Origin of the sequence: Moorena sp. SIO4A1 (assembly GCF_010672065.1) — a bacterium.
Classification (GTDB): Bacteria; Cyanobacteriota; Cyanobacteriia; order Cyanobacteriales; family Coleofasciculaceae; genus Moorena.
The window spans coordinates 40,226-64,847 of the sequence record NZ_JAAHHX010000025.1; the positions used below are offsets into that span (position 1 = coordinate 40,226).

Sequence of the window (24,622 nt, forward strand, 5' to 3'; positions counted from 1 at the left end):
TATAATAATGTTGCTTAAATGATATCAAATTTTCCACAAATAATCAAAAAATACCTAGGAAAACTACCTACTGATGATTATCCAGTCCTCAATACTTTCCTATTTGTATCAACCTGGTTATAATTTGTCTTAGATTGGCCTTTGGGCCACGCTACGCGAACAAAGTCAAACTAGTATGAGGAGTTTATTTAAGCGTTTGAATGTACGCGGCATAGAGGTAGACATATCGACTTTCTCTAAGGCGAGCAAAGTTAGAAATCCATTCGCGTAGCGTGCGCCAATGCGCAAGGTGTTTTATAATTTGTTCGTTCAATTAAGAAAAACTCTACATAAAAAAAAAAAAATAGGGAAGAATAAATTAGCATTATTTCCGATTGATTCGACTATAGTAACATTAACAATAAAGCTGTTATGGAGCCAAGGATTTAATCAAGTAAAATTATTCAGTGGCTTAAATTTATTAACAGCAGAGCCAGGAGTAATAATGATTCATTTTGGTCAAGGTCATGATAGTAAATATGGGGATAAGACAATAGAATCAACTCCAGAAAACGGAGTTGGTGTAATGGATAGAGGATTTGCGAGCTTGGAGAGAATAAAAAATATTAAGACAAAATATAATCGTTATTTTGTTTTGAGAATTAATAACAATTTAAAGCTATAAATGTTGGAGGATGACCAGTACATAATTGGAACAGGTAAAGATCAAGTAAAAGTGAGATTAGTCAACTTTTGTGACCTTGAAACTAAAACTGAATTTAGACTAGTGACTAACCTACCAGAAACAGGTGAAGCAGGAAGAAGTAATGAAGATATTGCGGATTTTTATCGTTTATTTGAAGTTACCGTAAGAGAGTGGAGCCTTTATAGGGACAGGTTATGGGTAATAGTTTTAAGTTATATGAATAAGGCTCCACTCTCTAAGGTTTCGTCTCCTTGGATGGCAAATAGAGTTGTTCTGGAAGTTTTTGAAAATGAATCTTAAACTCGAAAAATTAATAACAAAAAATATTAATGGTATTGAAATAAAAATATATAGCTTTCTGATCGCTTAATTGTTATTACAATTGGTTAATATTCCTCATAAATTTGGAAATAACTTATTAGATAACCTTCGATATTTACAAGCTTTTATGTGTGAAAATATTAGCTATGTACATTGGTTTCATAAGATGGTGTTCTCGTGAAGCTATCTGGTGTGTTATAGGTGTAGTGTATCTAATTTTAGGTACATAACTCTCGGGATTCAACATTTATGGGTGTGGAGTGATAGTAACCATTAGCTGTTCGCATAGCGCATAAGCTGAATCGCTTAGAAATTAGCAACAAAGAGTATTTTATTGATTTGCTGTTATTTCATCGCCATCTCAAATGTTTGGTAGCCATCGATTTAAAAATCGGGGATTTTTTGTCGTAATATATAGGCAATATGGAGTAGCTCAGAGTGATGAGGTGGAATTTTGAATCAGTTTATGCTAGCAGCATTTAAAGAAGCTCAGATAGGTTTCCAAGAGGGAGGAATACCGATCGGTTCAGTTGTGGTTAAGGGTGGTGAGATTGTCGGGCGTGGACACAACAGGAGAGTTCAAAAAGGTAGTGCAATCCTTCATGGTGAGATGGATGCTCTTGAGGATGTTGGCTCTCAACCTGCTTCTTTTTATCAAGATGTCGTTTTGTACACTACATTCCATGTAGTATGTGTACTGGCGCGATTTTGTTGTACAAGATCCCTCATGTTGTGATTGGGGAAAACAAAACTTTTTTAGGTGAGGAAGAATTACTCCGTTCTAGAGGTGTTATTGTTGACGTTTTAAACGACGATAGTTGCTATCAATTAATGCAAGACTTTATTCTGAACAACTCTAAACTTTGGAATGAGGATATTGGTATTGTCTAAGCAGTCAGCAGTCAGCAGTCAGCGGTCAGCTTTGTGGCACAGGCTTTGGCCTTGGCCAAAAGGCCACGCTACGCGTTTGGCCACGCTGTGCGAACGACGCTGGGAGGTAACTCAGATTAAAAGAATGCTTACCTGTTTGATTCAGAAGCTGTTCGGTGTAGCGTGCCCATAAGCTGATAGCTGATACGCGACACGCTGATAGCTGATAGCTTACCTATGATAATCGCTATAAACTTAGTAAATTCAGGGATTGAACGCCGTCTTAGGGAATTTAACAGCAAGTTAATAAATTATTTTATACAGTACTGCATCGGTTTTTCCATCGATTCCAGTTTCAAATATCAACTGAAAAACATCAAATATAGCACTTGTAAAACCTGCGCTACCATACCCTGTCGTAAATTCATCCAAACCCTCGGGCTGTAAAGCTCTCTAATGATAGATCGTGGAATTATTAAAAAAAATTAAGTTATCGTATCTATTGATACATGCTAAAATATCAGAGGCGATCTAGGTTCTTTTATCTATCAGGGCAACAGGAGCGATAAGAATGAAAGTTGATGTACAACCTCAACAACTGATCTATAAACCAATTACTACGAAGGCTGAGCTGAGGGCATCTCTTCAGGCAGCATTGTATCTAGAGTTTGCGACCATTCCTCCCTATTTGACAGCTGTTTATTCCATGAAAGATAAATCAGCTGAAGCCTATCAAATCATCAGAAGTGTGGCTTTGGAGGAAATGTTGCATATTAATTTAGTATGCAATTTGCTACTGGCTATCGGTTATAGTCCTCTATTTGTAAAACCAGCTAGTGATCCGTTTGAGGATAAGGTTCCTTACATTTCTGAACTCAAGTATCCTAACTATATATTGCCGAAGTTCTACGACGGTCCCTATGTGCAAATTCTGGCAGCATCCCCAGAATTAATCAAACAGACATTCATGGCGATTGAGGAACCGATGCAGTTTAATCAGCCCCTGCCAGCAGCAGGAGAGAGATTTACCAGCATTGGGCAAATCTATCAAGCCATTAAAGAAGGGTTTAAAACTCTAGCTCCAGATGTTTTTACTGGAACTCCTGACCATCAGAAAACTAACTACTACTTTGGCAGCGGTGGTGGAAAAGCGATCAAAGTAACCAATCTCGACACTGCTGAGCAAGCAATTGAGCAAATCGTACAACAGGGAGAAGGAGCAACTCCTCCGACCACACAGTATCGGCCTAAGCAACCCTATGGAACCTATAACCGATATGGTCATCGTAACGATGGTACCTACGGTCCAATTCTAGGCACTCCATTCGAGTTATCTCATTACTTTAAGTTCAGGGCTATCGCAGACGGTAAAATCCCCCTGCCATCAACTTATCCGATGTTACCCAATCCCTCAATAGAGAAGTTTAGTGAGGAATATGCTAAAAAATTGGCTAGTCAATTCCAAGACAACTATAGTCTGATGATCCAAGCGTTGGAACAAGCCTTTGCAGACAATGCAGACACTACAGCCTACTTCACAACTGTTGTGGAGCTGATGCAGAGTGTATTTCCACCAGTGATCACTCAGTTAATGAAAACGCCAATTTCGGCAGATACCAACTCAACTCTTGGTCCTACGGCTGGTCCTTGCTTTGAATATAAAGCAGGAGCAAGCTGTATGAGTATGATCACTAAGGTGAGTGAATTCAAACAGAAATGTCTTCAACAGGATGAAGTCTCACGCTCCATGGTAGATACTTGGCAGAAAGTTGAGGAAGCTCTTCAAAAAATAAGCAAAAAAATCGAGGGAACTCCCCTAGAGAAGCACTTGTAGAGAAGTGTTTAGAGAAGCGCTTGTCAAGCCTTTGATAAAACCCCAAGTAGAGCAAGTTTAAATGCTGAAACTATTGCTGATAGTGCTAGTGCTGGTAGTGCTGCTATCTCTGGGATGGCTCGTATTGCCGAAAAAATGGAGGATAATCCTGACAGGAGGAAAAATGGTAGTTAAGTATAAAATTCAACCCGCAATCGGTATTGCTCGTGTTGGTAATAGCGAAGAGTATTATCTAGAACCAGAAACACGAGGAGGACTTCCCATAAAAACGGATCGAAGTCCCTTTGAAAAAACTGACTTCCGAGATGGCAAAGGCAAACTGCGTCGCCAAGCAGCCCGTTTTCGCCTTTATCAATACACCTACTCAAAACCTGATGGTAAATTGATAGAAGTAATAGAAGTTACTCAGTCAAATATGGAGTCTCTGGGTATAAGTAGTATTGATTGGACTGTTCATTTAGCTAATAAAAAAGCTAGTTGGTACGAGTTCCAGACTATGAACGGTGAAAATGGATACGCTTCTAATCATCCTTTACGTAACAAAGATTATCCAGGCGATCGGACAAATCTGTTCATTGATTTCGGTCCAAGAAGCTTATCGTTAAATTCATTAACTTATTTGCCATCACAGGCGCAGGAATTTGACGAGAATTCTAAACCTGCGGGTTATCCTAGTCGCTATCCTTCGCAGGACCTATATGACGGTTCTAGCACAACCGTGACCATTAGTTCCTTAGGAAAGGTACTAATAGACTCTGAAAGTAGACTAATTGTAGTAGGAGGATACGGTAAAGCGGGTTCGAGCAACCAAAATCCAGAGATTACCGATTATGCTAACAATGACGATTGGTGGGATGATACCTCTGACGGACCAGTTTCTGCAACAATAACCTTTACGGAGACGGGAAAGGCTCCAGAAGAAGCATCCCCGGCTTGGGTATTGGTGGGGCCACCTGCTTATGCCCCGCAGATTGTCAATATGATCGCCCTGTACGATACCATCTTTGATGTGGCGGTGCGGGAGATGGAATACCGCCCAGATATTTACGAGGATAGTTTGTGGAAAAAGGGTTCTACAGGATACAAAGCGGACTTCCAGGCGGACATCAAACCCATTCTCGACCATGCTTCCATGATGCCCTGGGTAGTTGCCATACCGCGCAAACCCCACACCTTTGACACTCAGTTATTAGGAAATCCCAGTCCAGAGTACAACGGTCTGCGGGCATACTTTTTTGACCAAATCCGGGCACCAGACCAGAAAAATACCCTGAAATCTCCGAAAACTGGCTATCCGATGATGCCCTATTTGGCAGGAGACGATGCCACTGGTTCCAGCCAGAAGTCAAAGAAGTATCTGACCTTAACAGACACCCAATATTTCATGCTTCAGCAGTGGGTAGAGGGATACTTTGAAAACACTACACCACCAACTCCTCAGGTAGCAGATCCTGGTGAAGAGCTTACCCGTGCTAGCTTGGAAAACTGCGTGGGAGGGGCTTTTTCTCCTGGAATCGAAATGACCTGGATTTCACGGAATCCCAAGATTTACTCGGAACCTTTCCGGATTAAGAAGAAAGCCATCGACTACAGTGAAAATAAGCCCCTTAGCTTGGGTATGAACTTGGACGAAGGTGTTGAGCCAGGGGATATTACCAAGTTTATGGCTTTGCCTTGGCAGGCAGATTTCAATGAGTGTTCTATTCAACCTCTTGACCGTATTGTTTGGTGGTGGCCTGCACAGCGCCCATACTTTGTCTATCCGGATCTGAGGGATGGTCAAGTTCCTATCGAGGAGCTCAAGGATAATCAGATGCCTTGGGTAGGCACTGACTACGACCAAAATGCTAGCGATTACGTTATGTTTCCCAATGACATAGAGATGGTTCAGAAGTGGCATGAACTGGGATTTGTGTTAGAAGTTTCAGCATATGATGATTGGGATAGTAATTGGCCTACACCCTATTACGCTGAAGTAGCCAGAAATTTAGCTCGTGACTAATCGCCTCCTTTCGGAGATTGATATTGCCATTATCGGTGGTGGTCCGGCAGGGGCTGCCACTGCCCTTGCTCTCCAGAAACAGGGAGCAAGACCGATTGCCATCTTTGAAAAATCTCAGCAGGATGATTTTCGAGTTGGTGAAACTATCTCCCCCAACACCCAATCGATTTTAAAGGAATTGGGGGTACTGGACTCTTTTCTAAAAGATGGTCATCTGCCATCGTTAGGTAGTAGTTCGGCTTGGGGCAGTGCCCAACTTGGATTTAATGATTTCTTCCTCTATCCTGGTAGACAGGGTTGGCATTTAAAGCGATCGCGTTTTGATGCTTCTCTGGCGGAGTCGGCAGCAGATGGGGGTGCCTTCCTCATGCGCCAGACTAAGGTAATCCGATGGGAGCAATTAAGGGATGGCAAATGGCTTCTGACCCTACGTAGTAAAGACCGTGGAGAATTTCAGGTCAAGGCGTCTTTTGTGGTTGATGCCAGCGGACGCCGTAGCCTATTTGCCATTAGGCAAGGAGCAAAGCCAGTCCGGATCGATCAGCTGATTGGTGTTGCCTGTGTCTTCACTTTTGAAACAGATGCTCCCCAAAATTACTACACTTTAGTAGAGGCAACGGAATTGGGTTGGTGGTATGCTGCTCGTCTACCCAATCAGCGGGTGATTGTTAGCTTAATGAGCGATCGCAAATTGCTGCAGCAATACGGACTGCTGCAATTGCCCAATTGGACAGCATATCTCCAGAAAACTCAGTACGTGCAGGAGTTAAGTGCTAACGCTTCTTCTCAATCCAGGCTTTTGATTCAGCCAGCCTATTCTCAGTATTTAGATCAGATCACTGGTGATGGCTGGCTAGCTGTTGGGGATGCAGCTTGTACCCTAGATCCCCTATCGTCGGCTGGTATTCACAAGGCGTTGCAGTCGGGAATTAAAGCAGCTGATGCGATCGCAGATTATTTTAAAGGTAATTCTCAAGCTTTGAGCACCTACGAATCTCAAGCCCTTCACCAGTTTGAATTGTATTTAGAAGACCGGCGTAAATACTATGCTATGGAAACTCGTTGGTCTAATTCCCCTTTCTGGAAAAGTAGAAGAGGTGGTATTACTCTTGCCCCCTCACAACCCCTTCTTTTTCAAGAATCACCTCAAATTACCAAAACCTTAACGGGATTGACCATGTACCTACCGGCTAAGGATTTACGCTTGCTCTGTAATTTCTGTACCTCTGGCAACATCGCAAGTGATGTCGTTTCCAAATTCCTCACCCAAACACATCACCAAGTTTCTGCCTACCGAGTTATTGAAGCACTTCAATATCTATTAGAACAAGAGGTAATATCAGCTTTGCCCTTGAAGAGATAGTTATATCATGTCCGGTTGAATACTTACACGAGGCGCGAATCAAAGGCAGAGGGCAGAAGGTAGAAGGCAGAAGTAAAGGAGTAAGGTTTCAAGGGAGAAGGTTTTTTATCACTAATTATCCGGACATGATATTAGTCGGTAGAAGTGTTGCATAGGGAATATATAGCAATCCTAAATCATTGTCTTGATGCAGTCGCTCATGGGGGAAACCCCCAAGACCGCTTAGGTGCGCTTTCCGTAGGCGAATTAAATTCGCCACGGGTCGCACCTCTGCATCGCTTGTAAAATCACTGGACTTCTTAAAAACTAGCTCTAACTCCGGTATCATCTGCCTTCTGCCTTCTGCCTCCTGCCTTAAAGCAGACCATTTATTTCACGAATCAGATAGGATTGCTATAGGTGTTCAGCAATCACCTTGTGATAGATCTTGATCATCTGATCTACCTTAACTTCCCAATCAAAATGTTGCATAACTTTCTTTTGGCCCATTCTTCCCATATCAAGGCGTTTTTGGGGTGAGTGGGCCAGCGTCAGCATTGCATTGGCAAGACTATCAATAAACTCCTCTCTAGAGGAGGGTTCTACAAGAATTCCACAAGAAGTATCGAGATAATCTGCTGGGCCTCCCCAATTAGTGGCAATCACTGGAAGTCCCTTTGCCATTGCCTCAAGCACCACTGCCCCACCACACTCTAAAAGACTCGGTAAAACAAACACATCAGACTGCTGTAATTGCTCTGAACACTTTTCCTGAGAAAGCCAACCAGCAAAAAATACTTTACCAGTATTGTGGATAGTTGTGGATAAAATATTGAGTTCTTGTGCTTGTTTCTCTAATTGATCCCGCTCTGTACCATCACCAATAATAGTTAAGCTAATCGGAAAGTTTAGGGATGCTTTTTTAAATGAAAGCAGCAATAAATCAACGCCTTTCCAGTCCACAAGCCTACCGATAAAAACATTTTATGTTTTTATCGGTAGGCTTGTGGACGCAGATTTCAGAGGTTTAAAGATAGATAAATTTACACCGTTTTCTACTATTTCAATGACTTGTTTACATGCGACTTTAGGTAGTGCTTTTCGGGTTCGCTCATTTGCCACTATTAGTAATGCTGCCTGTTTCTTTCCAGGTATCAATTGGTTCATAATATTCGAAAACTTCCGTCCCAAAAATATGGTAAAGTTGACAGTTTTATTTGGGAGTTTATGAAAACCTGGAGGATAGTCCATACCACCATTCATAGGACCAATAATTATCGGTACACCCATTCCAAACAGCATAGATGGTTCTTTGGGGGATACTGGAATCGGTTGATGAATAATATTGATCTGCTCCTGCTTAACAATACGGCGAATGATTTGCCGCTGGGTCAGCTGGGTCAAAAGACGCATAACCAGCCCTAGCGTAAAGTAGGATAAACGGGTAGGCAGTAGACGACCTAACTGCCACAACATACGATGCCAAATGGTGTCAGGAACATAAGCAATATGTTGATCTTGGGGAAATAATGCCTCTAATTCTGCACGAGTGCGTTCGTGTACGACTAACCAGGTAGGAATTCCTCGTTGGCGCAAAATTCGATAGTAATGTAATGGAAGAGCTGCTTCACCACCAAACTTTGCAGATGCATGTTCCGCTGCAATCAATACTCGAAGGTTCATCTTATATACCCTATATTCTGTGCTCTGTTTATGCACTAGCACCCGGGATTGACCTTTGGTCACGCTACGCGATGCGACCTAGGAGCCGCTAAAAGCGATCGACTACGCTTACTTTGTCACTCTAATTACCTATACAGGGTAAATCTATATTGTCAATAAACTACTAATATTTCTTAATAAACCCGGCATTATTGTGCTTGTTGACAATGGATTTTCCACATATAGTGTTTATTTAATTACAAAAAAACTAAGCTGTTGCAGATTTAAATTGGATATTATTCAGTTATCAAAAAAAACCGTCAAACCCTCTCCCGTGCTCCCATTCCCCCCTTACTAAGCAGGGCGGTTTTTTGCGTCCTGCTAAAATTTAATTGGTGGGGAAGTGGGCAGATAGGGAGATCGGGAGATAGCGGTGCGCGTTCACGCGCACCGTGGGGAATTTTTATTAATAAAAAGGTATTGCATAACCTGAAAAAAACCCTCTCCCCATTACCTATTACCTATTACCTATTACCTATTACCTATTACCTATCTCCAAAGTAAAAAACCTACCCCTGTGAGCTACTCCCTACTCCCTACTCCCTACTCCCTACTCCCTACTCCCTACTCCCTACTCCCTACTCCCTTTTCCCTTTCCTAAAACCACCTTTAATACCACGGTTTGGATCGCGAAGTTGGATATTATCTTCTAGTTCAAATGCACAAGGTAGTTTGGCAGACCAGCATAGCTCATACTCTTCTGGAGAGATATCTTGTGGAGAAAAATAATTAATACCATTGACTTGTTTTTTGACTAAATATGACGTCATCATATGGGTAGTTATAATCAGTCTAAAGGTCGCCATTTTGCCTTGATTTTTGCCTTGAAGTAGCTGAGCAAAATAACCAGACTGTTAATGATGCCTAGATTCGATAGGGTGTTAAAGATTGAGAGGGGATAGTCGTAGAATTTACCCTGGTAATAAATGCGTGACATGCGGGTAACTTTGATAAAATCTTCCCCTAAAACCTCTTGCCAACGTTGATGCGCTGCTTCTACTTTGGTATAGAAGCGATGACCACCAATATCGAAGCGATAGCCTTTGTAGACTTCGGTGCGAGCAATACCACCGACTTTATTTGATTTTTCTAAAACGATAGGTTTAATGCCTTGTTTAACCAGGTCATAGGCAGCAGTAAGACCAGCCGGTCCTGCCCCTGTAATCACTACGGGATAATGTTCCATTGATTAAAAATAGTGCGTCAGTGGTGAGTGTTGAGTGCTTAGTAGGAGAATATCGATTTTTATTCCATAGCGATCGCAATTCTAGGTTAACCCTAAAATTAAACCTTATAGTTAACGTTAAAATAACGTTAACTTAACAGTTATTATTAAATGTTATTGTTCAGTTTTTTTAGATTAATGATTCAGCAATATATCAGGCTTCAATAATGATTTAAGCCTGATATATTAGGCAAGTCGATCAGAGTTTTTATGTACTTTTTAAACCAATAACGAACTATACCAATGGCAAACGCAAGTCCGCTGTAAAAGTAATACAGCCAGTGCCATGGAACGGTTCGTATAGTGAATAGTAGACCACGCTTTTGATAAAAGAATTGGTAGACAGGTCTGTTGAGTACTAGCAGGGCGAGACTAAACACACAGGTAGCCATAGCAATCAGAGTACTAGACCACCAATAAGCTGTAACTAAAACACCTAGTAGAGCATAGACCAACACCACACTAATACGACTAGACAGTTTTAGGTTCAAGTCACTGATAAACTCACGACAGTTTTCCGGACTTGCGTCGTGAACCTTGAGAATTACGGCAGTCCAGGGCAAGGCGCGGTAGAAAAAGTCAGCTCTAAGCAGAGAAATTATGCCCCAGCGCTTGAGATGTTTCACCCGTAGAGTCTTACACAGCTTAATCCTGTAACCTTTTTCCTTGAGTCGATAGCCTAACTCAATATCTTCAATACAGGGTTGACGATAATTTTCCTCAAAGCCACCCATGGCAATAAAGATGTCACGACGGATTGCGCCACAGGCACCCCAGAAGGTCGATGCTTGTTCAGATGCGGTTTGGTGAGTGTAGTGGTGGAGTAAATTTTTGTACTGGGAAAGGAAATTAGCAGCACCGGGAGCATCGTCATAGGAACCAATTAAAGCGGTTAAATTAGGTTCATTGTTAAAGATTTTCAGCACTTGAGCAATAGTATCCCGATAGATTGCTACATCAGCATCTATAAAGAACAGGATATCGCTCTGTGCTACTTTCGCTCCCAGGTTTCGGGCTTTAGCGGGACCCCCTGCTGTGGGCAATCGAATTACTGTGGCTCCAAAGTCTTGGGCTAGACGCCATGAGCCATCAGTATCGCCGTCAGCTACTACAATCACTTGATCGGGAGGGGATGCAGCTTGAGATAGTCTGGCAAGACATTGGTGAAAGTCTTCCCCTCCGTTGTATACGGGGATAATGACGGAGATAGTTAGTCTAGCAGAGTCAACCATTCTTTAGAGAATTTACCTTCAATTACTGATTGATATTTTGAGATTAAATCGTTACTCTGCATCTCAATAATACCCTCCACTAGTTTAACATTAGTTTAGTTAAAATTATCAGTTGATAATAAATTAAACTAACTCGTTGATTGGCTTTAACAAAACTACCGAATAATCCCTAGTAGGGATTTTTTTTTCAAAAAGTCCTGAATTGACTGAGTAACTCTGTACTTGTAATAGAGGTTGTGTCTACAGGTTGAGCAGTCAGCAATCCGGTATCAGCAGTCAGCGGATAGTCAGCCCATTTGATATAGCTAAACGCTGATAGCTAAATTAAAAACTCAGTTTATCTCTGTGAAAAGTATAGATATAAAATTTAAATCACCAAATGTCGGTTGTTAAAACAGTTGATAGCTTACCACTGGTTTCAGTGATTATCCCTGCCTATAATACAGAGCAGTTTATTGAAATCACATTACAGTCTGTTCTTTCTCAGACCTATAAAAACCTGGAAGTGATAGTGGTAGATGACGGTTCTCAAGACCGCACAGCTGAGAGGTTGTCTGAGAAGTCCCATTTGCTACATCCAAGCCCCCGTTGGTCCCCCAATTTTGGGGGACTTTTAGAAGCAAATGGACTCTTCCCCCAAAGTTGGGGGGCTAGGGGGGCAAAATTCAGTATCAAAAAACTTTTCAGATATCCTCTGAGATTGTTCAATCTATTGCTGAGGACGATCAGCGTGTTTACTACAACAACCAAATTTAGGGGTGGCTGCTGCTCGTAATTTAGGGATTAAAAACGCGAAGGGAGATTATATTGCTCCCCTGGATGCTGATGATATTTGGTATCCGCAAAATTTAGAAAAGCAAGTTAAACGCTTCTTGGCAACAAAGCCATCGGTAGGGTTGGTTTATGCTTGGTCGGTGGATATTAATGAAGAAAATTCACTGACTGGAGATTTCCGTGCTTCAACTATAGAGGGAAAGGTTTATAAAACTCTGGTATGTCATAACTTTTTAGGCAATGCTAGTGCATCTGTGATTCGCGCCTGTTGTTTTGAGACCGTGGGTGGCTACAACTGTCAATTGAACGCACAACAGGCTCAGGGGTGTGAGGATTGGGAGCTCTATCTGGGCATTGCAGAACATTATAAATTTGCTGTTGTGCCGGAATTTATGATTGGCTATCGCAAGATTGTTAGTAGTATGTCTCGCGACTACAGCCAAATGGCTAAGTCTCATGGTTTGATGCTAGGTGACGTTCAACAAAGGCATCCGGAGATTCCAGCAGCACTTTATCGATTGTCTAAGAGTAGTTTTTATATGTATTTGGCACGACAAAGTAGTCAGTGTAGTAGCGATCGCAGTACATTATTTTGGCTATCTCAAGCTTTGAAAGCGGATTTTATAACGCCTATTTTTCGCTATGGGTTGTATATCTTGTTCATTAAAAGCATATTTAGAATGATCACTAAGCTGAAATCTGATAATTATGTTAATAAACCGGGTTTATCAGTCAGTTATGCGGATTTAACGAAACGCCGAGGTAGTCTATATTTCAAGCTCTTGCTTGGAAATTTATTACACCGTTCACTGCTGATGATATAAGGAATTTTCGGTTATGCTTTATCCAATCAAAGTAGTGGACATTGAGTTGAGCCGCCCCCTGACTACTCTTGATGGTTTAGATGGCTATATGGGAGTGCAAGGACTGCTTCGCTTCCATGGTGCGCCAATTGGATATGTTAAAGCACCAATTACTAATGGTCACTGCACAGCTCAAACCTTAAGTAAACGTATTCTGGAAGACCATAGCGAGACGATTATCAATCGTCTTTTGTACAATGGATTATCCTTACCTCTCGGACGGGAAAGCTTGTGTCTTGAGGATTTGTTTGATGTGCAACCACCGGAGTATAAGGGCAAGTTGCCGTTAGTAACGGTTGCGGTTTGTACTCGCGATCGCACTCCTAATCTTTCTCTATGTTTAGATGCTATCAATCAACTCGATTATCCTTACTTAGATATTATAGTTGTTGATAATGCCCCTACCAATGATAGCACAAAAAAACTAGTAGAAACTTATGCTAATATTCGTTATATCTGTGAACCTCGTCCGGGTTTAGATTGGGCGAGGAACAGAGCTGTTCTTGAAGCTAAAGGAGACATTATTGCCTATACTGATGATGATGTAGTAGTTGATTCAGCATGGGTAAAAGCATTAGCGCTAGTGTTTATTAAACATCCTGACGTTATGGCAGTGACTGGGTTAGTTGTGCCTTATGAATTGGAAACCGAAACACAAGTGCTATTTGAAATGTATGGTGGCTTCGGGCGAGGCATGAGCCGTAAATGGTATCAGGTTAATCGAGGCAACAAAATCCATTGGAGACTCCTAGGTACTGGCGAATTCGGTACAGGGGCAAACATGGCTTATCGCCGCTCAGTCTTTGATGATATTGGTTTCTTTGACCCTGCCTTGGATGTGGGTACTGTGACTAATGGTGGTGGTGATTTAGAAATGTTTTTCCGGGTGGTGAAGGAAGGACATACCCTGGTCTATGAGCCTAGTGCCATAGTGCGCCATCGACATCGACGGGATTATGCTAAGTTGCGCACGCAAATTACTAATAACAGTATTGGTCTGTTTTCTTACTGTATCCGTAGCCTCTTTGCCTATCCAGATGAGTGTCTTTCTTTCTTGTGGATTTTGCTCTGGTGGATAGTGTATTGGAATTTAAGACGTCTGTGGCTTGGTTTCAAAAATCCCACTCGCTTCCCACAGGATTTAATTCTGGCTGAATTCAAAGGCTGCTTCACTGGTTTAACTCGCTATCACAAAGCTCGCCACACTGCTGCTGAGATTACTCAATCTTTCGGTAACCAAGAACGAAAAACAGAAGTTGATATAAATAGTGTTCCCTACCCGATTTTTTCTGACCATATATTTCCTGCTCTGACTAAGGAAGAAATCCCAAGGATTAAAACCAATCCAGGTATAGCAGTGCGGACTGTCGATCTACGGGAACCTTTACAGGCATTAACTGATGTCAAAGAGTACTCATCAGTACGAGTCTTTGTAAAATGGCATGATCACCTTTTAGGTAGCGTTGATATTGCTAACCCTGATCGAGGGATTAGCAAGAATCGCTTAATTGAAGTTATTGTCAATCAGTTTGGTCATAAGCTGCTCGAATTAGACCTTAACTTCAGTAGGGATTACTGCCAGACTCAAGCACTATCTATCTTAACTAATCACTATAAATTCACGGATAAAGAGACTGATTTACTAACCTGTTTACCTGATACTATACCAGTTTCTATTATCATCGCTACCTATGACAGACCCCAAGATTTGCGGAGGTGTTTGTGCAGCCTAGTTGCCCAAAAGTCTACTCGACAATTGGAAATTATTGTAGTTGATAATCATCCCGCTTCTGGTTGGACTCCACCAGTGGTTGCTGAGTTTCCTGATGTTGTCCTAGTTAGTGAATCCCGTCAGGGACTAGCTTATGCTCGCAATGCTGGCTTTGTTGCTAGTACCGGGGATATTGTGATTGCGACGGATGATGATGTTACTGTGCCACCAGATTGGTTAGAAAAGCTAATCGCTCCTTTTGCTAGACCGGATGTGATGATTGTCACAGGTAATGTTTTGCCCCTACAGTTGGAAACCTTAGCCCAGCAGTGTTTTGAAAATTATGGCGGCTTGGGACGGGGCTTTGAGCGGTTGGAGGTTAACGGAGATTGGTTTGAATCCTTTTCGCACCAGCCTGCACCAACTTGGGAGTTAGGAGCAACGGCTAATGCTGCTTTTCGTGCCAGTATATTTAGCCATCCTAAGATTGGCTTAATGAACGAAGCCCTCGGTCCCGGTATGCCTTCAGGAGTTGGTGAAGATACTTACTTATTCTATAAAGTACTTAAAGCTGGCTACACCCTGGTCTATGAGCCAAGCGCTTATGTCTGGCATAAGCATCGCACTGAGATGGCAGAGCTACATCGTCAGCTTTACAACTATAGTAAAGGTCATGTTGCTTACAATCTGACCACATGGCTACAAGATGGGGATTGGCGAGGATTGGTACAAATAGTGCTGGGATTGCCACTTGCTCATTTATCTCGCATCTATCAACGGCTAAGAGGTTGGAGCGATTATCCAATCTCCCTAATCTGGTTGGAAATGACAGGTAATTTGGCTGGAGTTTGGTCTTTGTGGCAGTCCCATATGCGGGTTAAACGTGAAGGTCGTATAGCAAAGGTAACAGGGAGTAGGGAGTAGGGAGTAGGCAAGAGGCAAGAGGCAAGAGGCAAGAGGAATCCCCCCTAACCCCCCTTAGTAAGGGGGGCGGGCAAGAGTGAAAAAATCTTGTGTACCTCATAGTTATGAAAAACACTGTAATCTCAGCCAAAGACTGAAACTTTTATTTCATCAATGTTTTAATATTTTTTTTTAATAACTAAAACTTGAAAGCACAATCGGTTAAATAAAGCCCTGTCAAGCTTTTATTGACTGCTTAATTACAGTAAACAAAACTATAAATATAGCATTTAAAATATATAAACCAGGCTTTATTATCTACTCTTACCTGCTCCCTGCTCCCTGCTCCCTGCTCCCTGCTCCCTAAAACCCAGGACTAAAGTACATAAACCAATTGAAAACTGCTTTAAAATGCTATATTACTCCAATGTCTTCAATAAAAAATCGAAAATCCAACATCAAAACGTTGTCTAAGTGGCGGTTTTATTATCTTTATGATTTGCTACGAGAGCTAGTTAATCGGGAGATGAAGCTACTCTACAAACGGTCAGTTTTAGGAGTAGCTTGGATGCTGCTTAATCCACTACTCCAGCTAGCTGTATTTTCCTTTGTTTTCCGTTTTGTATTGTCGGTTGATATTCCTCAATATACCTCCTTTGCATTTTCGGGTTTGTTGGTATGGACATGGTTTAGTAATTCTCTTTTCCAAGCCACTGGGGTGATTATTAGTAATCGCCCCCTGATCCGACAACCGGGTTTTCCCAACGCTATCTTACCGGTGGTTACCGTAACAACAGGTCTGATTCACTTTATTCTAGCCCTGCCAATATTAGTTATCTTTCTGTTAATCGATGGTGTTCAGCTACAGCCAGTAATTATACTGTTACCAATCCTACAAGCTCTCCAGTTTTCCGTTACCATTAGTTTAGCCTATATACTAGCTGGGCTTAATGTAATATTTCGCGACACCCAGCATACTATCGGTGTACTTCTACAGCTGTTTTTTTATCTCACACCTATTTTTTATGAAATTACTAATGTGCCCAAAAATTACCAGTTTTTCTATTACATTAACCCGATGGTGCATCTGGTTACCGCCTATCGCGCTGTACTAATTAAAGGAACACCACCGGATTGGCTAGCTCTGCTAGTTATGGCTTTGGTCACGGCAGTGTTTTTACCTATAGGTCTTCAAATTTTCCGGTGGCAGAGCGATCGCTTTGTGGAGGAATTATAGATGGTTGATGCAATTATTGTTCAAGGACTCGGTAAACGCTTTAACTACTATCATCCTGAGCGACCGCTTACCATTATGGAGGCGGCGCTGTCGGGTTTTCGGCATATTATGGCAGCGGAAGGGTTTTGGGCGTTGCGGAATATTACTTTCACGGTTTCCCCAGGCCAGATGCTAGGCATTCTCGGTCACAATGGGGCAGGTAAATCAACCCTGTTGCGCTTGATTGGTGGGGTTGGAAAACCCGATAAAGGGAAGGTTACGGTTAATGGCTCCATTGGAGCGCTGCTGGATTTGGGCGCTGGTTTCCATCCAGATTTGACTGGGCGAGAAAACGCTTTTGTTAGTGGTGTGGTAGCAGGTCTTACTCGTGAAGAGGTGGGGCGGCGTTTCGATGAAATCGTGACGTTTGCTGAACTTGAGCAGTTTATCGATAACCCAGTGCGCACTTATAGTACAGGGATGCAGATGCGGCTGGCGTTTTCGGTGGCTGTCCACACAGACCCAGATGTGATGCTAGTTGATGAGTTTCTGTCAGTTGGGGATTTGAGATTTCAGGCTAAGTGCTTGGAACGAATTGCTCAGTTGAAAGAGTCTGGCTGTGCTATTGTCCTAATTTCTCACAGTAGCGAGCAAATTGAGCAACTTTGCGATCGCGCTTTGTGGCTACAACAAGGACAAATCATGGCTTACGGTGAGCCAAAAGTGGTAGCAGGACAGTATGTCAATCAAATGCGATCGCAAACCCAGCAACCTACTCCCAACAGACCTGCCCAACTGACTAGGTCTGGTGTGGAACTGCGCATGAATGAAAACCGCTTTGGCTCTCTAGAAGTAGAAATTACCGATGTGTTGCTGTTACCTAGCTTAGAGATTAATAGTGGTGATTCCTTAGCCATTGACATTGAGTACTTTTCACCTCAAGCAATTGATGGACTAATTTTTAGTGTCCTCATTAGTACTGAAGATGGTCAAATCTGTCTTGAGACTAACACAACTACCATGGGAGAATCATTACCAGTTATTAAAGGTAAAGGAAAAATAAAACTCCATCTATCTCGCTTAGATTTAAACAGTGGTAAGTATTTTGTTGATGTTGGGGTTTATGAACCAAATCGGGCTTATACCTATGACTACCATTTGCGTGTTTATAACTTTTTAGTCCGTTCAAATAAAAGCGAAAAAGGTATTATTAGCCCACCGCTTCGTTGGGATATTGTTGAAGGTTGAAGATTGGTTGAAGGTTGAAGGTTGGTTGAAGGTTGAATGTTGACTGTTGAAGGTTGAAGGTTGAAGGTTGAATGTTGCTTGAAAGTTGAATGTTGGTTGAAAGTTGAATTTTGAAGGTTGGGTGACTGTTGAAAGTTGAATGTTGGGTGACTGTTGTTCGCCTTTGGCGTTCCCGTAGGGTAGGTTGGTTGACTGTTGAAGGGACAGGTAATAGGCAAGAGGTAACAGATTTAGCTTTACTATTCCCGATTCCCGATTCCCGATTCCCGATTCCCGATTACCGATTACCGATTACCGATTCCCGATTCCCGATTCCCGATTCCCGATTCCCGATTCCCGATTCCCGATTCCCGATTCCCGATTCCCGATTCCCGATTCCCTTTTATCAAAAATTTATCAAATCTAAAACTAGTGAAAAAAACATTAGATAGATTATTAAAGCTGATTCAATCAATAAGTTTAGCTATCTTGATTGTTAGTGTTTCTGTACTGCCCGTATTTGCTCAGGATGTATCTAACCGGGATTTGCCTATGGTATCTACAGCCGATGATTCCCAGTTAGAACTAACTAAATTCCATGATATAGAAGAATTTAGTGACAATTTTTTTGTAAATCAAATTACAGAAAATAATCTTACTGGTGCGGTATTTACCTTAGTAAAAGATGACAAAATTATCTTCTCAAAAGGCTACGGCTACGCTAACCTTGAGGATAAGATACCGGTTATTCCTAACAAAACTCTGTTTCGTGTAGGCTCTGTCTCTAAACTAGTTACCTCTACAGCAGTAATGCAACTAGTCGAGCAAGGCAAGCTTAAGCTACATGAAGATATTAACCAGTATCTTAAGGAATTTCAAATCAAGACTAATAAATTTAAGCCAATTACAGTTGATCATCTCTTAACTCATACTGATGGATTCGATGTAGCTTGGGTGATTGGCGGAGCCACTCGTTGCCAGTCTCAGCTGCTATCCTTAGAAAAATTTCTCACAGAAAATCTACCAGAGCGAGTGCGACCACCAGGTCAATTATATGTTTATGGTGATGTAGGATTAGCATTGGCAGGTTACTTAGTCGAAGTGGTTGCTGGAATTCCTTTCAGTGAATATATTGACCAAAGTATCCTACAACCTTTGGATATGAGTCAAAGTAGTTTTCAGCAACCATTACCGTCTGAGCTGGCAGCTAACTTAGCTGTGGGATATCAGTACAAAAATGGCAATTATATAAAGCAACCCTTTACCTGTAATAAAAGTGTTCCTACTACAGCTTTAACTACTACTGCTGAAGACATGGCTCACTTTATGATTGCTCATTTACAGGGAGGTCGTTATGGTACAGAGCGTATCCTGAATGACACTACAGTAAAGGAGATGCACCGACAACACTATACTAATTTTCCGAACATTCCTCAAGCCGCAGGATCTACTTATGGTTTTTTTGAGCGCTTTGTGAATAATCAACGGATAATTGAACATGGCGGTAGCATGTCAGGGTATACTAATTTGGTGTTTTTAATTCCAGAACAAAAGTTAGGTTTCTATATTGCTTACAATCGTAACAGTCTTAATGAAAATTTGCGATACGAGTTGGTTGAACAGTTTTTAGATCGTTATTATCCTGTACAGTAAACCATTGCATCACCTACCGAAATTATTACTAAAGCTATCCCTGAAGCTATCCCTCAAGCTAATATTAACCAGCAATATAAACAGCAATATAAACAAATTAATTGCGGCTATCGCTTTATTCGAGATCCTCGAAACTCCCTGGTTAAGTTAGCAATTGTTTTGCTTGAATCTGGACGATTATTTACTATTAAAACTAATCAAGACCACACATTAACTATATTTCCAGGAAGAAGTAAATGGGAGGAAGTAGAGCCACTCCTATTTCGCGCTACTGATAGCAATATGTATATAAATTTTCGGCCAGATAGTCAGGGTAAAATTACTGGTATGTCTATGAGTAGTCATGTCCATTTAACCTATGAAAAGTTACCATGGTACGAAGCTGCTGTTTTACAGTTTGGACTGGCAGGATTTTCTGTAATAATCTTCCTATGGGGATGTTTAGTTTTGCTAATTAGACCATTAATGAGCCGCAAAAATAAAACTTTAACTCTAGTTTCACGACATACTCGTCTAGTGGAGTTGATCATTGGTCTGATTAGTGTTTTAAATTTATGCTTTTTGATGGGAATGGGGATAGCTATTAGTACAATAGATTTCTGGGAATTTTTCTTCGGAATGCCCCCTGTGATGATTGCGTTACTTTATCTACCCATTGTGACCACAGGCTTGAGTACTATAGTATCGATTATTGGTTTACTGGCTTGGAGAGACAAAAACTGGTCTTGGATCAGACGAGGGTATTATTGTTTGAGTATGCTAGCGGCATGGCTATTTATCTGGCTCCTAAATTCTTGGAATTTATTAGGATTTAAATTTTAGGTGAACTGTAAGGTCTACCTTACCACTGTAACTGCTGCTTGTCAACTAAAGATTACTCACGATCAGCTTCAGCAGCCAAAGCCTGATCAATGCACATTTTTAATTTCTCTGCTAACACCCGCACATGAGGTTCGGTTCGCATACTCAAATGGTCCCCAGGAACTCTGATTAGATCGACAACGTGTTCCTCCCAAGCCCTTAACGGAAACAGCCAACGCCGAATTTTAATGTGGTGACGGTGATCACGAGCAACCCGAGTCAGGAAGAGTGTAATTTTACCCGAGTAGCCTTGGATCAGATACTCTCCTTGATTCGCTCCCACAGCAGACATAGACTTTTGTATGGTTAAATTGTCTTTTACTTCCCAGAGCAACGAGCCTAACTGCCAAGCACAAGACACTAACGAACCACGTAATAATTCCTTTTTCATTGCCACCAGAGCCGGCTCTATTCTTTGCAGATAGTAGCGATACATCTGTCCCGAACCCCAAGTATCTAATATAGCTAGAAAAGCCACTTTCTTTCCGCGCTCTTGTAGTTGCTTGGCAACTTCATAAGCTACATTTTTACCAAAAGAATATCCTGTTAACAGTATTGGCCCAGTTGGATATACCTCCAGGATATCGCGAACGTGACTAGCGGCTATTGCTTTAACATTAGCTTCTGTCTTTTGGCCTTTTTTACCGATAACCACGTAACCAGATTCTAGGAAATAAACTGGTTGCTCCTCACCTAAATAGCGGGCAAGAGTAGATATTTCCCCGACACCATTAGCGCAATAAAACAGCGGTGGCTTCACCCCTGTGGGACGGATAGTAACCATTAGAGAATCCGGTCTGGGTCGTGCTCCTTCTCGACCAGCTACAATAGTTAACAAGGCGCGAAGGTCATCTGTATCCAGTGGCAGCAACTCGGGAGATAGGTTCGGGTTGGCATTATCTGCTACTTCTCGTTCTTTGAGAAGACTGGCAATTTCCTCAATGGTTGTAAATTGAAATAGGGCAGCCAACGGCAGTTTGGTCTGAGTGACTTTTTCTATTTCTGCAACTAAGCGCACTGCCAGCAAGGAGTGACCGCCCAACTCAAAGAAGTTATCTGTTACTCCTATGGGTTGGATGCCGAGAACTTGTGACCAGATTTGGGCTAGTTGGAGTTCAGTTGAGTCTCTGGGTGCAACAAAGGTTTCGGCTCCCAACTGCCTGGAAGTATCCGGTGCCGGTAGGCCACGCCGATCTACTTTGCCGTTGGGTGTTAGAGGCAAAGCATCTAATACTACAAAGGCATTGGGTATCATGTATTGGGGTAATTTTTGTTTGAGAAAGCCCCGCAGCTTGGTGGTGAGAATGTCGATGTTTTCCCCAGGAGAAACAACGTAGGCTACTAGGCGTTTGTCACCAGGTAAAACCTCCCTTACTATGACTACGGCTTCTTGGATTTCAGGGTGTTGAATTAGAGTTGCTTCAATTTCTGATAGTTCGATGCGGAAACCTCGAATTTTGACTTGGTTGTCGATGCGACCGAGGAATTCGATGTTGCCATCGGGGAGATAGCGAGCTAAGTCACCTGTTTTGTATAATTTTGAATTACCAAAGGGATTAGTAATAAATCTTTCTGAAGTTAATTCAGGACGGTTGAGATAACCTCTTGCAACACCAGCACCACCGATATACAATTCACCTATAACTCCAATAGTTACTGGTTGTAAATATTTATCTAAAATATATAATTTGGTGTTATAAATTGGACGACCAATGGGAATATTTTTTCGATGATATAATGTGTTTTTTTTTACTTCATAAATACAACATCCCACCACCGTTTCGGTGGGGCCATATTCGTTAATTAATCTAATAGTAGGCGCGTATTGTTGCCAAAATAAAGTATGTTTTTCTGATAAGGCTTCTCCACCGAGAATAAATGCTTGGGTTTTAATTTCTACTTGTTCTTGAGCGAGTAAATTACTGAGTATTTCTAAATGTGATGGAGTTATTTTAACCAAGCTAAATTTAGTATCGGAACACAAAGCTTTTTTAAGTGCTTCTATTTCTTCTTGTTCTGGTAATAATACTACTTTTGCTCCTACAAATAGAGGAGAAAACAAACTGGTAATAGTCGCATCAAACCCAATAGAAGAATTGACAGGACAACCTTCAAATTCAGCAACATTATAAGCTTTTGTACACCAATTTAAATAATTTACCATACCACTGTGGACAATCATTGTTCCTTTGGGTTTTCCTGTGGAACCGGAGGTATAAATGATGTAAGCTAAGTTTTCAGATGTAACTTCACTGTAGGGATTATCTTGAGATTGTTCTGCAAATTGTTGCAAATTTTTATCTAAATAAATTGTTTGTGCTTTGTGCACTGGAAGTTGTTTAATTAAGTGTTGTTGAGTAAGTAATATTTTTAAGTTGGAATCTGATAACATATAAGCCAGACGTTGTTGAGGATAATTGGGATCAAGAGGTACATATGCACCACCAGCCTTGAGTATTCCCAAAAGTCCCGCCAACATCTCAACAGAACGCTCTACACAAATCCCCACCAAAACTTCGGGGCCTACTCCTTTTGAACGTAAATAATGGGCTAGTTGATTTGCCCGATTATTTAACTGGCGATAGGTCAATTGCTTATCTTCAAACACCACTGCTACTGCATCGGGAGTGAGTTCTACTTGTTCTTCAAATAACTGATGAATACACTTATCTTGGGGATAATCTGTGGCGGTATTGTTCCATTCAACTAATAATTGATGGCGTTCTGCTTCACTCAGTAGAGGTAATTGTGATATGCGCTGCTCTTGATTTGCCACAATCCCTGACAACAAGGTCTGGAAATGACCAGCCATCCGCTCAATAGTTGACCCATCAAACAAATCCCGATTGTATTCAAATACACAACATAGCCCTTCGGTTCTATCAACAATATCCAGGGTTAAATCAAACTGTGTAATACCTCTATCAAACTGGAAGTCTTGAAATTTTAGACCTTGTACTTCTACTACCTCACTTGGTAAATTTCTCAGTTGGAATAACACCTGAAATATGGGAGTATGACTTAAGTCTCGCTCTGGTTGCAATTCTTCCACCAACTTCTCGAAGGGAATATCCTGGTGAGCATATGCTCCTAAAGCTACCTCGCGCACCTGAGCCAACAATTCTGAAAAAGTGAAGTTGCCATTTAGTTGAGTACGTAAGACTAAGGTGTTTATAAACACACCAATTAGTTGTTCTATTTCTATGCGATCGCGACCTGCTATCGGAGTTCCAACTATAATATCTTCCTCACCCGTATAGCGATAAAGTAATATTTGGAAAGCCGCTAACAAGGTCATAAACAGCGTCACCCCTGCCCTCAGACTCAGTTCCTTGAGAGAGTTACTCAGGTTTTGGGGTAACAATAAATTTTGCTTAGCTCCCTGGAAAGTTTGCACCGGCCTTCGCGGTCGATCTGTGGGTAACTCCAGCACTGGCAAGCTGCCGCCTAATTGTTTTTTCCAATAGGCAAGCTGAGACTCTAACTTTTCCCCTTGCAGTCGCTGTCGCTGCCAAATGGCAAAGTCGGCATATTGAATCGGTAGTGGTGGGAGAGGTGATGACTTTCCAGTAGCAAAAGCTTCATAATTTACTGCAAGTTCTTTGAGCAAAACTCCCGCTGACCAACCATCAAAAATAATGTGGTGTATCGTCAGGAGCAAGATATTTTCTTCCTCACTCAGTCGCAGTAACTTGGCTTGAATTAGGGGTAATTTAGATAAGTCGAATCTCTGTTGTGTTTCCTCAACGGCGATGCGTTCGACTTCTATTTCTCGTTCGTTGCTCGGTAAATGACTCAATTCTATGATCAGCAACTTTACAGTCAAACTGGAAGCGATCGCCTGTATTGGTTGGCCATCTACTGCGATAAAACTGGTGCGAAACACTTCATGGCGACCCACGATTTCGTTAATCGCTCTTTCTAATGCCTCTACATTCAGGGAACCTGTGAGACGAATATTTGTAGGACGATTGTAAGCGGGATTTCCCGGTTCTAACCGATCTAATATCCACATCCGTTCCTCAGAAAAGGACAGAGGTATCGACTGTGGATTTTCTCTCGGAGTAATTGTCGGTTGGTAGTTAGTATTTTTGAGGTTTTGCTTGAGTTGATGCTCTAGTAATTTCCGTTTAGCTGGTGAAAGTTTAGCAATTCGTTGATTAATGTCACTCATCAGGATT

Annotated in this window: 20 protein-coding genes and 4 pseudogenes; 16 read left to right on the plus strand and 8 right to left on the minus strand. The window is 41.6% G+C overall.

All coding sequences use genetic code 11. The features are described 5' to 3' along the window. Nucleotides 1-18: 18 nt before the first annotated feature. The 8 genes and pseudogenes from F6K53_RS17845 to F6K53_RS17880 all read left to right on the plus strand — a co-directional run. Nucleotides 19-832: pseudogene (locus tag F6K53_RS17845) on the plus strand (transposase); the annotation flags it as partial. Between the two features lie 109 nt (nucleotides 833-941). Further along, nucleotides 942-1,187, plus strand: a pseudogene (locus tag F6K53_RS17850) (IS4 family transposase); the annotation flags it as partial. Between the two features lie 158 nt (nucleotides 1,188-1,345). After that, nucleotides 1,346-1,417, plus strand: a complete 72-nt coding sequence (locus F6K53_RS17855; RefSeq protein WP_293065044.1) for a hypothetical protein — start codon at nucleotides 1,346-1,348, stop codon at nucleotides 1,415-1,417. A gap of 43 nt (nucleotides 1,418-1,460) precedes the next feature. Beyond that, nucleotides 1,461-1,742 (plus strand): nucleoside deaminase, encoded by a 282-nt coding sequence (locus F6K53_RS17860; RefSeq protein ID WP_293064930.1) that lies wholly within the window; start codon nucleotides 1,461-1,463, stop codon nucleotides 1,740-1,742. A 132-nt stretch (nucleotides 1,743-1,874) separates the two neighbouring features. Beyond that, on the plus strand, nucleotides 1,875-2,069 hold the full coding sequence (locus tag F6K53_RS17865) for a hypothetical protein (RefSeq protein WP_293064932.1): 195 nt from the start codon (nucleotides 1,875-1,877) through the stop codon (nucleotides 2,067-2,069). Nucleotides 2,070-2,447: 378 nt separating this feature from the next. Further along, nucleotides 2,448-3,710: a ferritin-like protein gene (locus tag F6K53_RS17870; RefSeq protein WP_293064935.1), complete on the plus strand. Its 1,263-nt coding sequence runs from the start codon at nucleotides 2,448-2,450 to the stop codon at nucleotides 3,708-3,710. 61 nt (nucleotides 3,711-3,771) lie between these two features. Beyond that, complete coding sequence (locus F6K53_RS17875; RefSeq protein ID WP_293064938.1) at nucleotides 3,772-5,712, plus strand: LodA/GoxA family CTQ-dependent oxidase; 1,941 nt, start codon at nucleotides 3,772-3,774, stop codon at nucleotides 5,710-5,712. Continuing rightward, nucleotides 5,705-7,075: a tryptophan 7-halogenase gene (locus F6K53_RS17880; protein WP_293064941.1), complete on the plus strand. Its 1,371-nt coding sequence runs from the start codon at nucleotides 5,705-5,707 to the stop codon at nucleotides 7,073-7,075. Before F6K53_RS17875 ends, F6K53_RS17880 begins: the two co-directional genes overlap by 8 nt. Nucleotides 7,076-7,190: 115 nt before the next feature. On the opposite strand, the gene F6K53_RS17885 is transcribed toward F6K53_RS17880, so the two are convergent. The 6 genes and pseudogenes from F6K53_RS17885 to F6K53_RS17910 form a co-directional block, all read right to left on the minus strand. Continuing rightward, a complete protein-coding gene (locus F6K53_RS17885; protein WP_293081536.1) occupies nucleotides 7,191-7,403 on the minus strand; it encodes a hypothetical protein in 213 nt (70 codons plus the stop codon). A gap of 65 nt (nucleotides 7,404-7,468) precedes the next feature. Further along, nucleotides 7,469-8,029, minus strand: a complete 561-nt coding sequence (locus F6K53_RS17890; protein WP_293081581.1) for a glycosyltransferase family 4 protein — start codon at nucleotides 8,027-8,029, stop codon at nucleotides 7,469-7,471. Nucleotides 8,030-8,038: 9 nt separating this feature from the next. Further along, on the minus strand, nucleotides 8,039-8,737 hold the full coding sequence (locus tag F6K53_RS17895; RefSeq protein ID WP_293081539.1) for a hypothetical protein: 699 nt from the start codon (nucleotides 8,735-8,737) through the stop codon (nucleotides 8,039-8,041). A 617-nt stretch (nucleotides 8,738-9,354) separates the two neighbouring features. Continuing rightward, a complete protein-coding gene (locus tag F6K53_RS17900) occupies nucleotides 9,355-9,549 on the minus strand; it encodes a hypothetical protein (protein ID WP_293081542.1) in 195 nt (64 codons plus the stop codon). Nucleotides 9,550-9,590: 41 nt separating this feature from the next. Further along, nucleotides 9,591-9,962: pseudogene (locus F6K53_RS17905) on the minus strand (NAD(P)-binding protein); the annotation flags it as partial. Nucleotides 9,963-10,162: 200 nt separating this feature from the next. After that, the gene (locus F6K53_RS17910) at nucleotides 10,163-11,233 is read right to left on the minus strand and encodes a glycosyltransferase (protein WP_293022201.1); all 1,071 of its coding nucleotides are present in this window, start codon (nucleotides 11,231-11,233) and stop codon (nucleotides 10,163-10,165) included. A gap of 379 nt (nucleotides 11,234-11,612) precedes the next feature. Between F6K53_RS17910 and F6K53_RS17915 the strand changes: the two are divergent. The 3 genes and pseudogenes from F6K53_RS17915 to F6K53_RS17925 all read left to right on the plus strand — a co-directional run. Further along, nucleotides 11,613-11,780 (plus strand): annotated as a pseudogene (locus F6K53_RS17915) (glycosyltransferase); the annotation flags it as partial. 211 nt (nucleotides 11,781-11,991) lie between these two features. Next, nucleotides 11,992-12,831: a glycosyltransferase gene (locus F6K53_RS17920; RefSeq protein ID WP_293081545.1), complete on the plus strand. Its 840-nt coding sequence runs from the start codon at nucleotides 11,992-11,994 to the stop codon at nucleotides 12,829-12,831. 13 nt (nucleotides 12,832-12,844) lie between these two features. Beyond that, entirely contained in the window at nucleotides 12,845-15,505 is a 2,661-nt protein-coding gene (locus F6K53_RS17925; protein ID WP_293081548.1) for a glycosyltransferase, read from the plus strand. Here the strand turns inward: F6K53_RS17925 and F6K53_RS17930 are convergent. Next, nucleotides 15,459-15,605, minus strand: a complete 147-nt coding sequence (locus F6K53_RS17930) for a hypothetical protein (RefSeq protein ID WP_293022197.1) — start codon at nucleotides 15,603-15,605, stop codon at nucleotides 15,459-15,461. The two genes, F6K53_RS17925 and F6K53_RS17930, sit on opposite strands and share 47 nt — an antisense overlap. 306 nt (nucleotides 15,606-15,911) lie before the next feature. Here F6K53_RS17930 and F6K53_RS17935 point away from each other — a divergent pair, with 306 nt between their 5' ends. The 5 genes from F6K53_RS17935 to F6K53_RS17955 all read left to right on the plus strand — a co-directional run bounded on the left by F6K53_RS17935 (nucleotide 15,912) and on the right by F6K53_RS17955 (nucleotide 20,402). Further along, nucleotides 15,912-16,721, plus strand: coding sequence for an ABC transporter permease (locus F6K53_RS17935; RefSeq protein ID WP_293022195.1), 810 nt, complete (start codon nucleotides 15,912-15,914; stop codon nucleotides 16,719-16,721). After that, a complete protein-coding gene (locus tag F6K53_RS17940) occupies nucleotides 16,722-17,948 on the plus strand; it encodes an ABC transporter ATP-binding protein (RefSeq protein WP_293022193.1) in 1,227 nt (408 codons plus the stop codon). A 128-nt stretch (nucleotides 17,949-18,076) separates the two neighbouring features. Then, nucleotides 18,077-18,379: a hypothetical protein gene (locus tag F6K53_RS17945; protein WP_293022191.1), complete on the plus strand. Its 303-nt coding sequence runs from the start codon at nucleotides 18,077-18,079 to the stop codon at nucleotides 18,377-18,379. After that, nucleotides 18,360-19,580 carry a serine hydrolase domain-containing protein gene (locus F6K53_RS17950; protein WP_293071912.1) on the plus strand — a complete coding sequence of 407 codons (1,221 nt, stop codon included), beginning with the start codon at nucleotides 18,360-18,362 and terminating at the stop codon, nucleotides 19,578-19,580. The genes F6K53_RS17945 and F6K53_RS17950 overlap by 20 nt, the downstream gene beginning before the upstream one ends. A 159-nt stretch (nucleotides 19,581-19,739) precedes the next feature. Next, nucleotides 19,740-20,402: a hypothetical protein gene (locus tag F6K53_RS17955; protein ID WP_293071911.1), complete on the plus strand. Its 663-nt coding sequence runs from the start codon at nucleotides 19,740-19,742 to the stop codon at nucleotides 20,400-20,402. A gap of 52 nt (nucleotides 20,403-20,454) precedes the next feature. Here F6K53_RS17955 and F6K53_RS17960 read toward each other — a convergent pair whose 3' ends face one another. Next, nucleotides 20,455-24,615, minus strand: coding sequence for a non-ribosomal peptide synthetase (locus tag F6K53_RS17960; RefSeq protein WP_293071910.1), 4,161 nt, complete (start codon nucleotides 24,613-24,615; stop codon nucleotides 20,455-20,457). Between the last annotated feature and the right edge of the window lie 7 nt (nucleotides 24,616-24,622).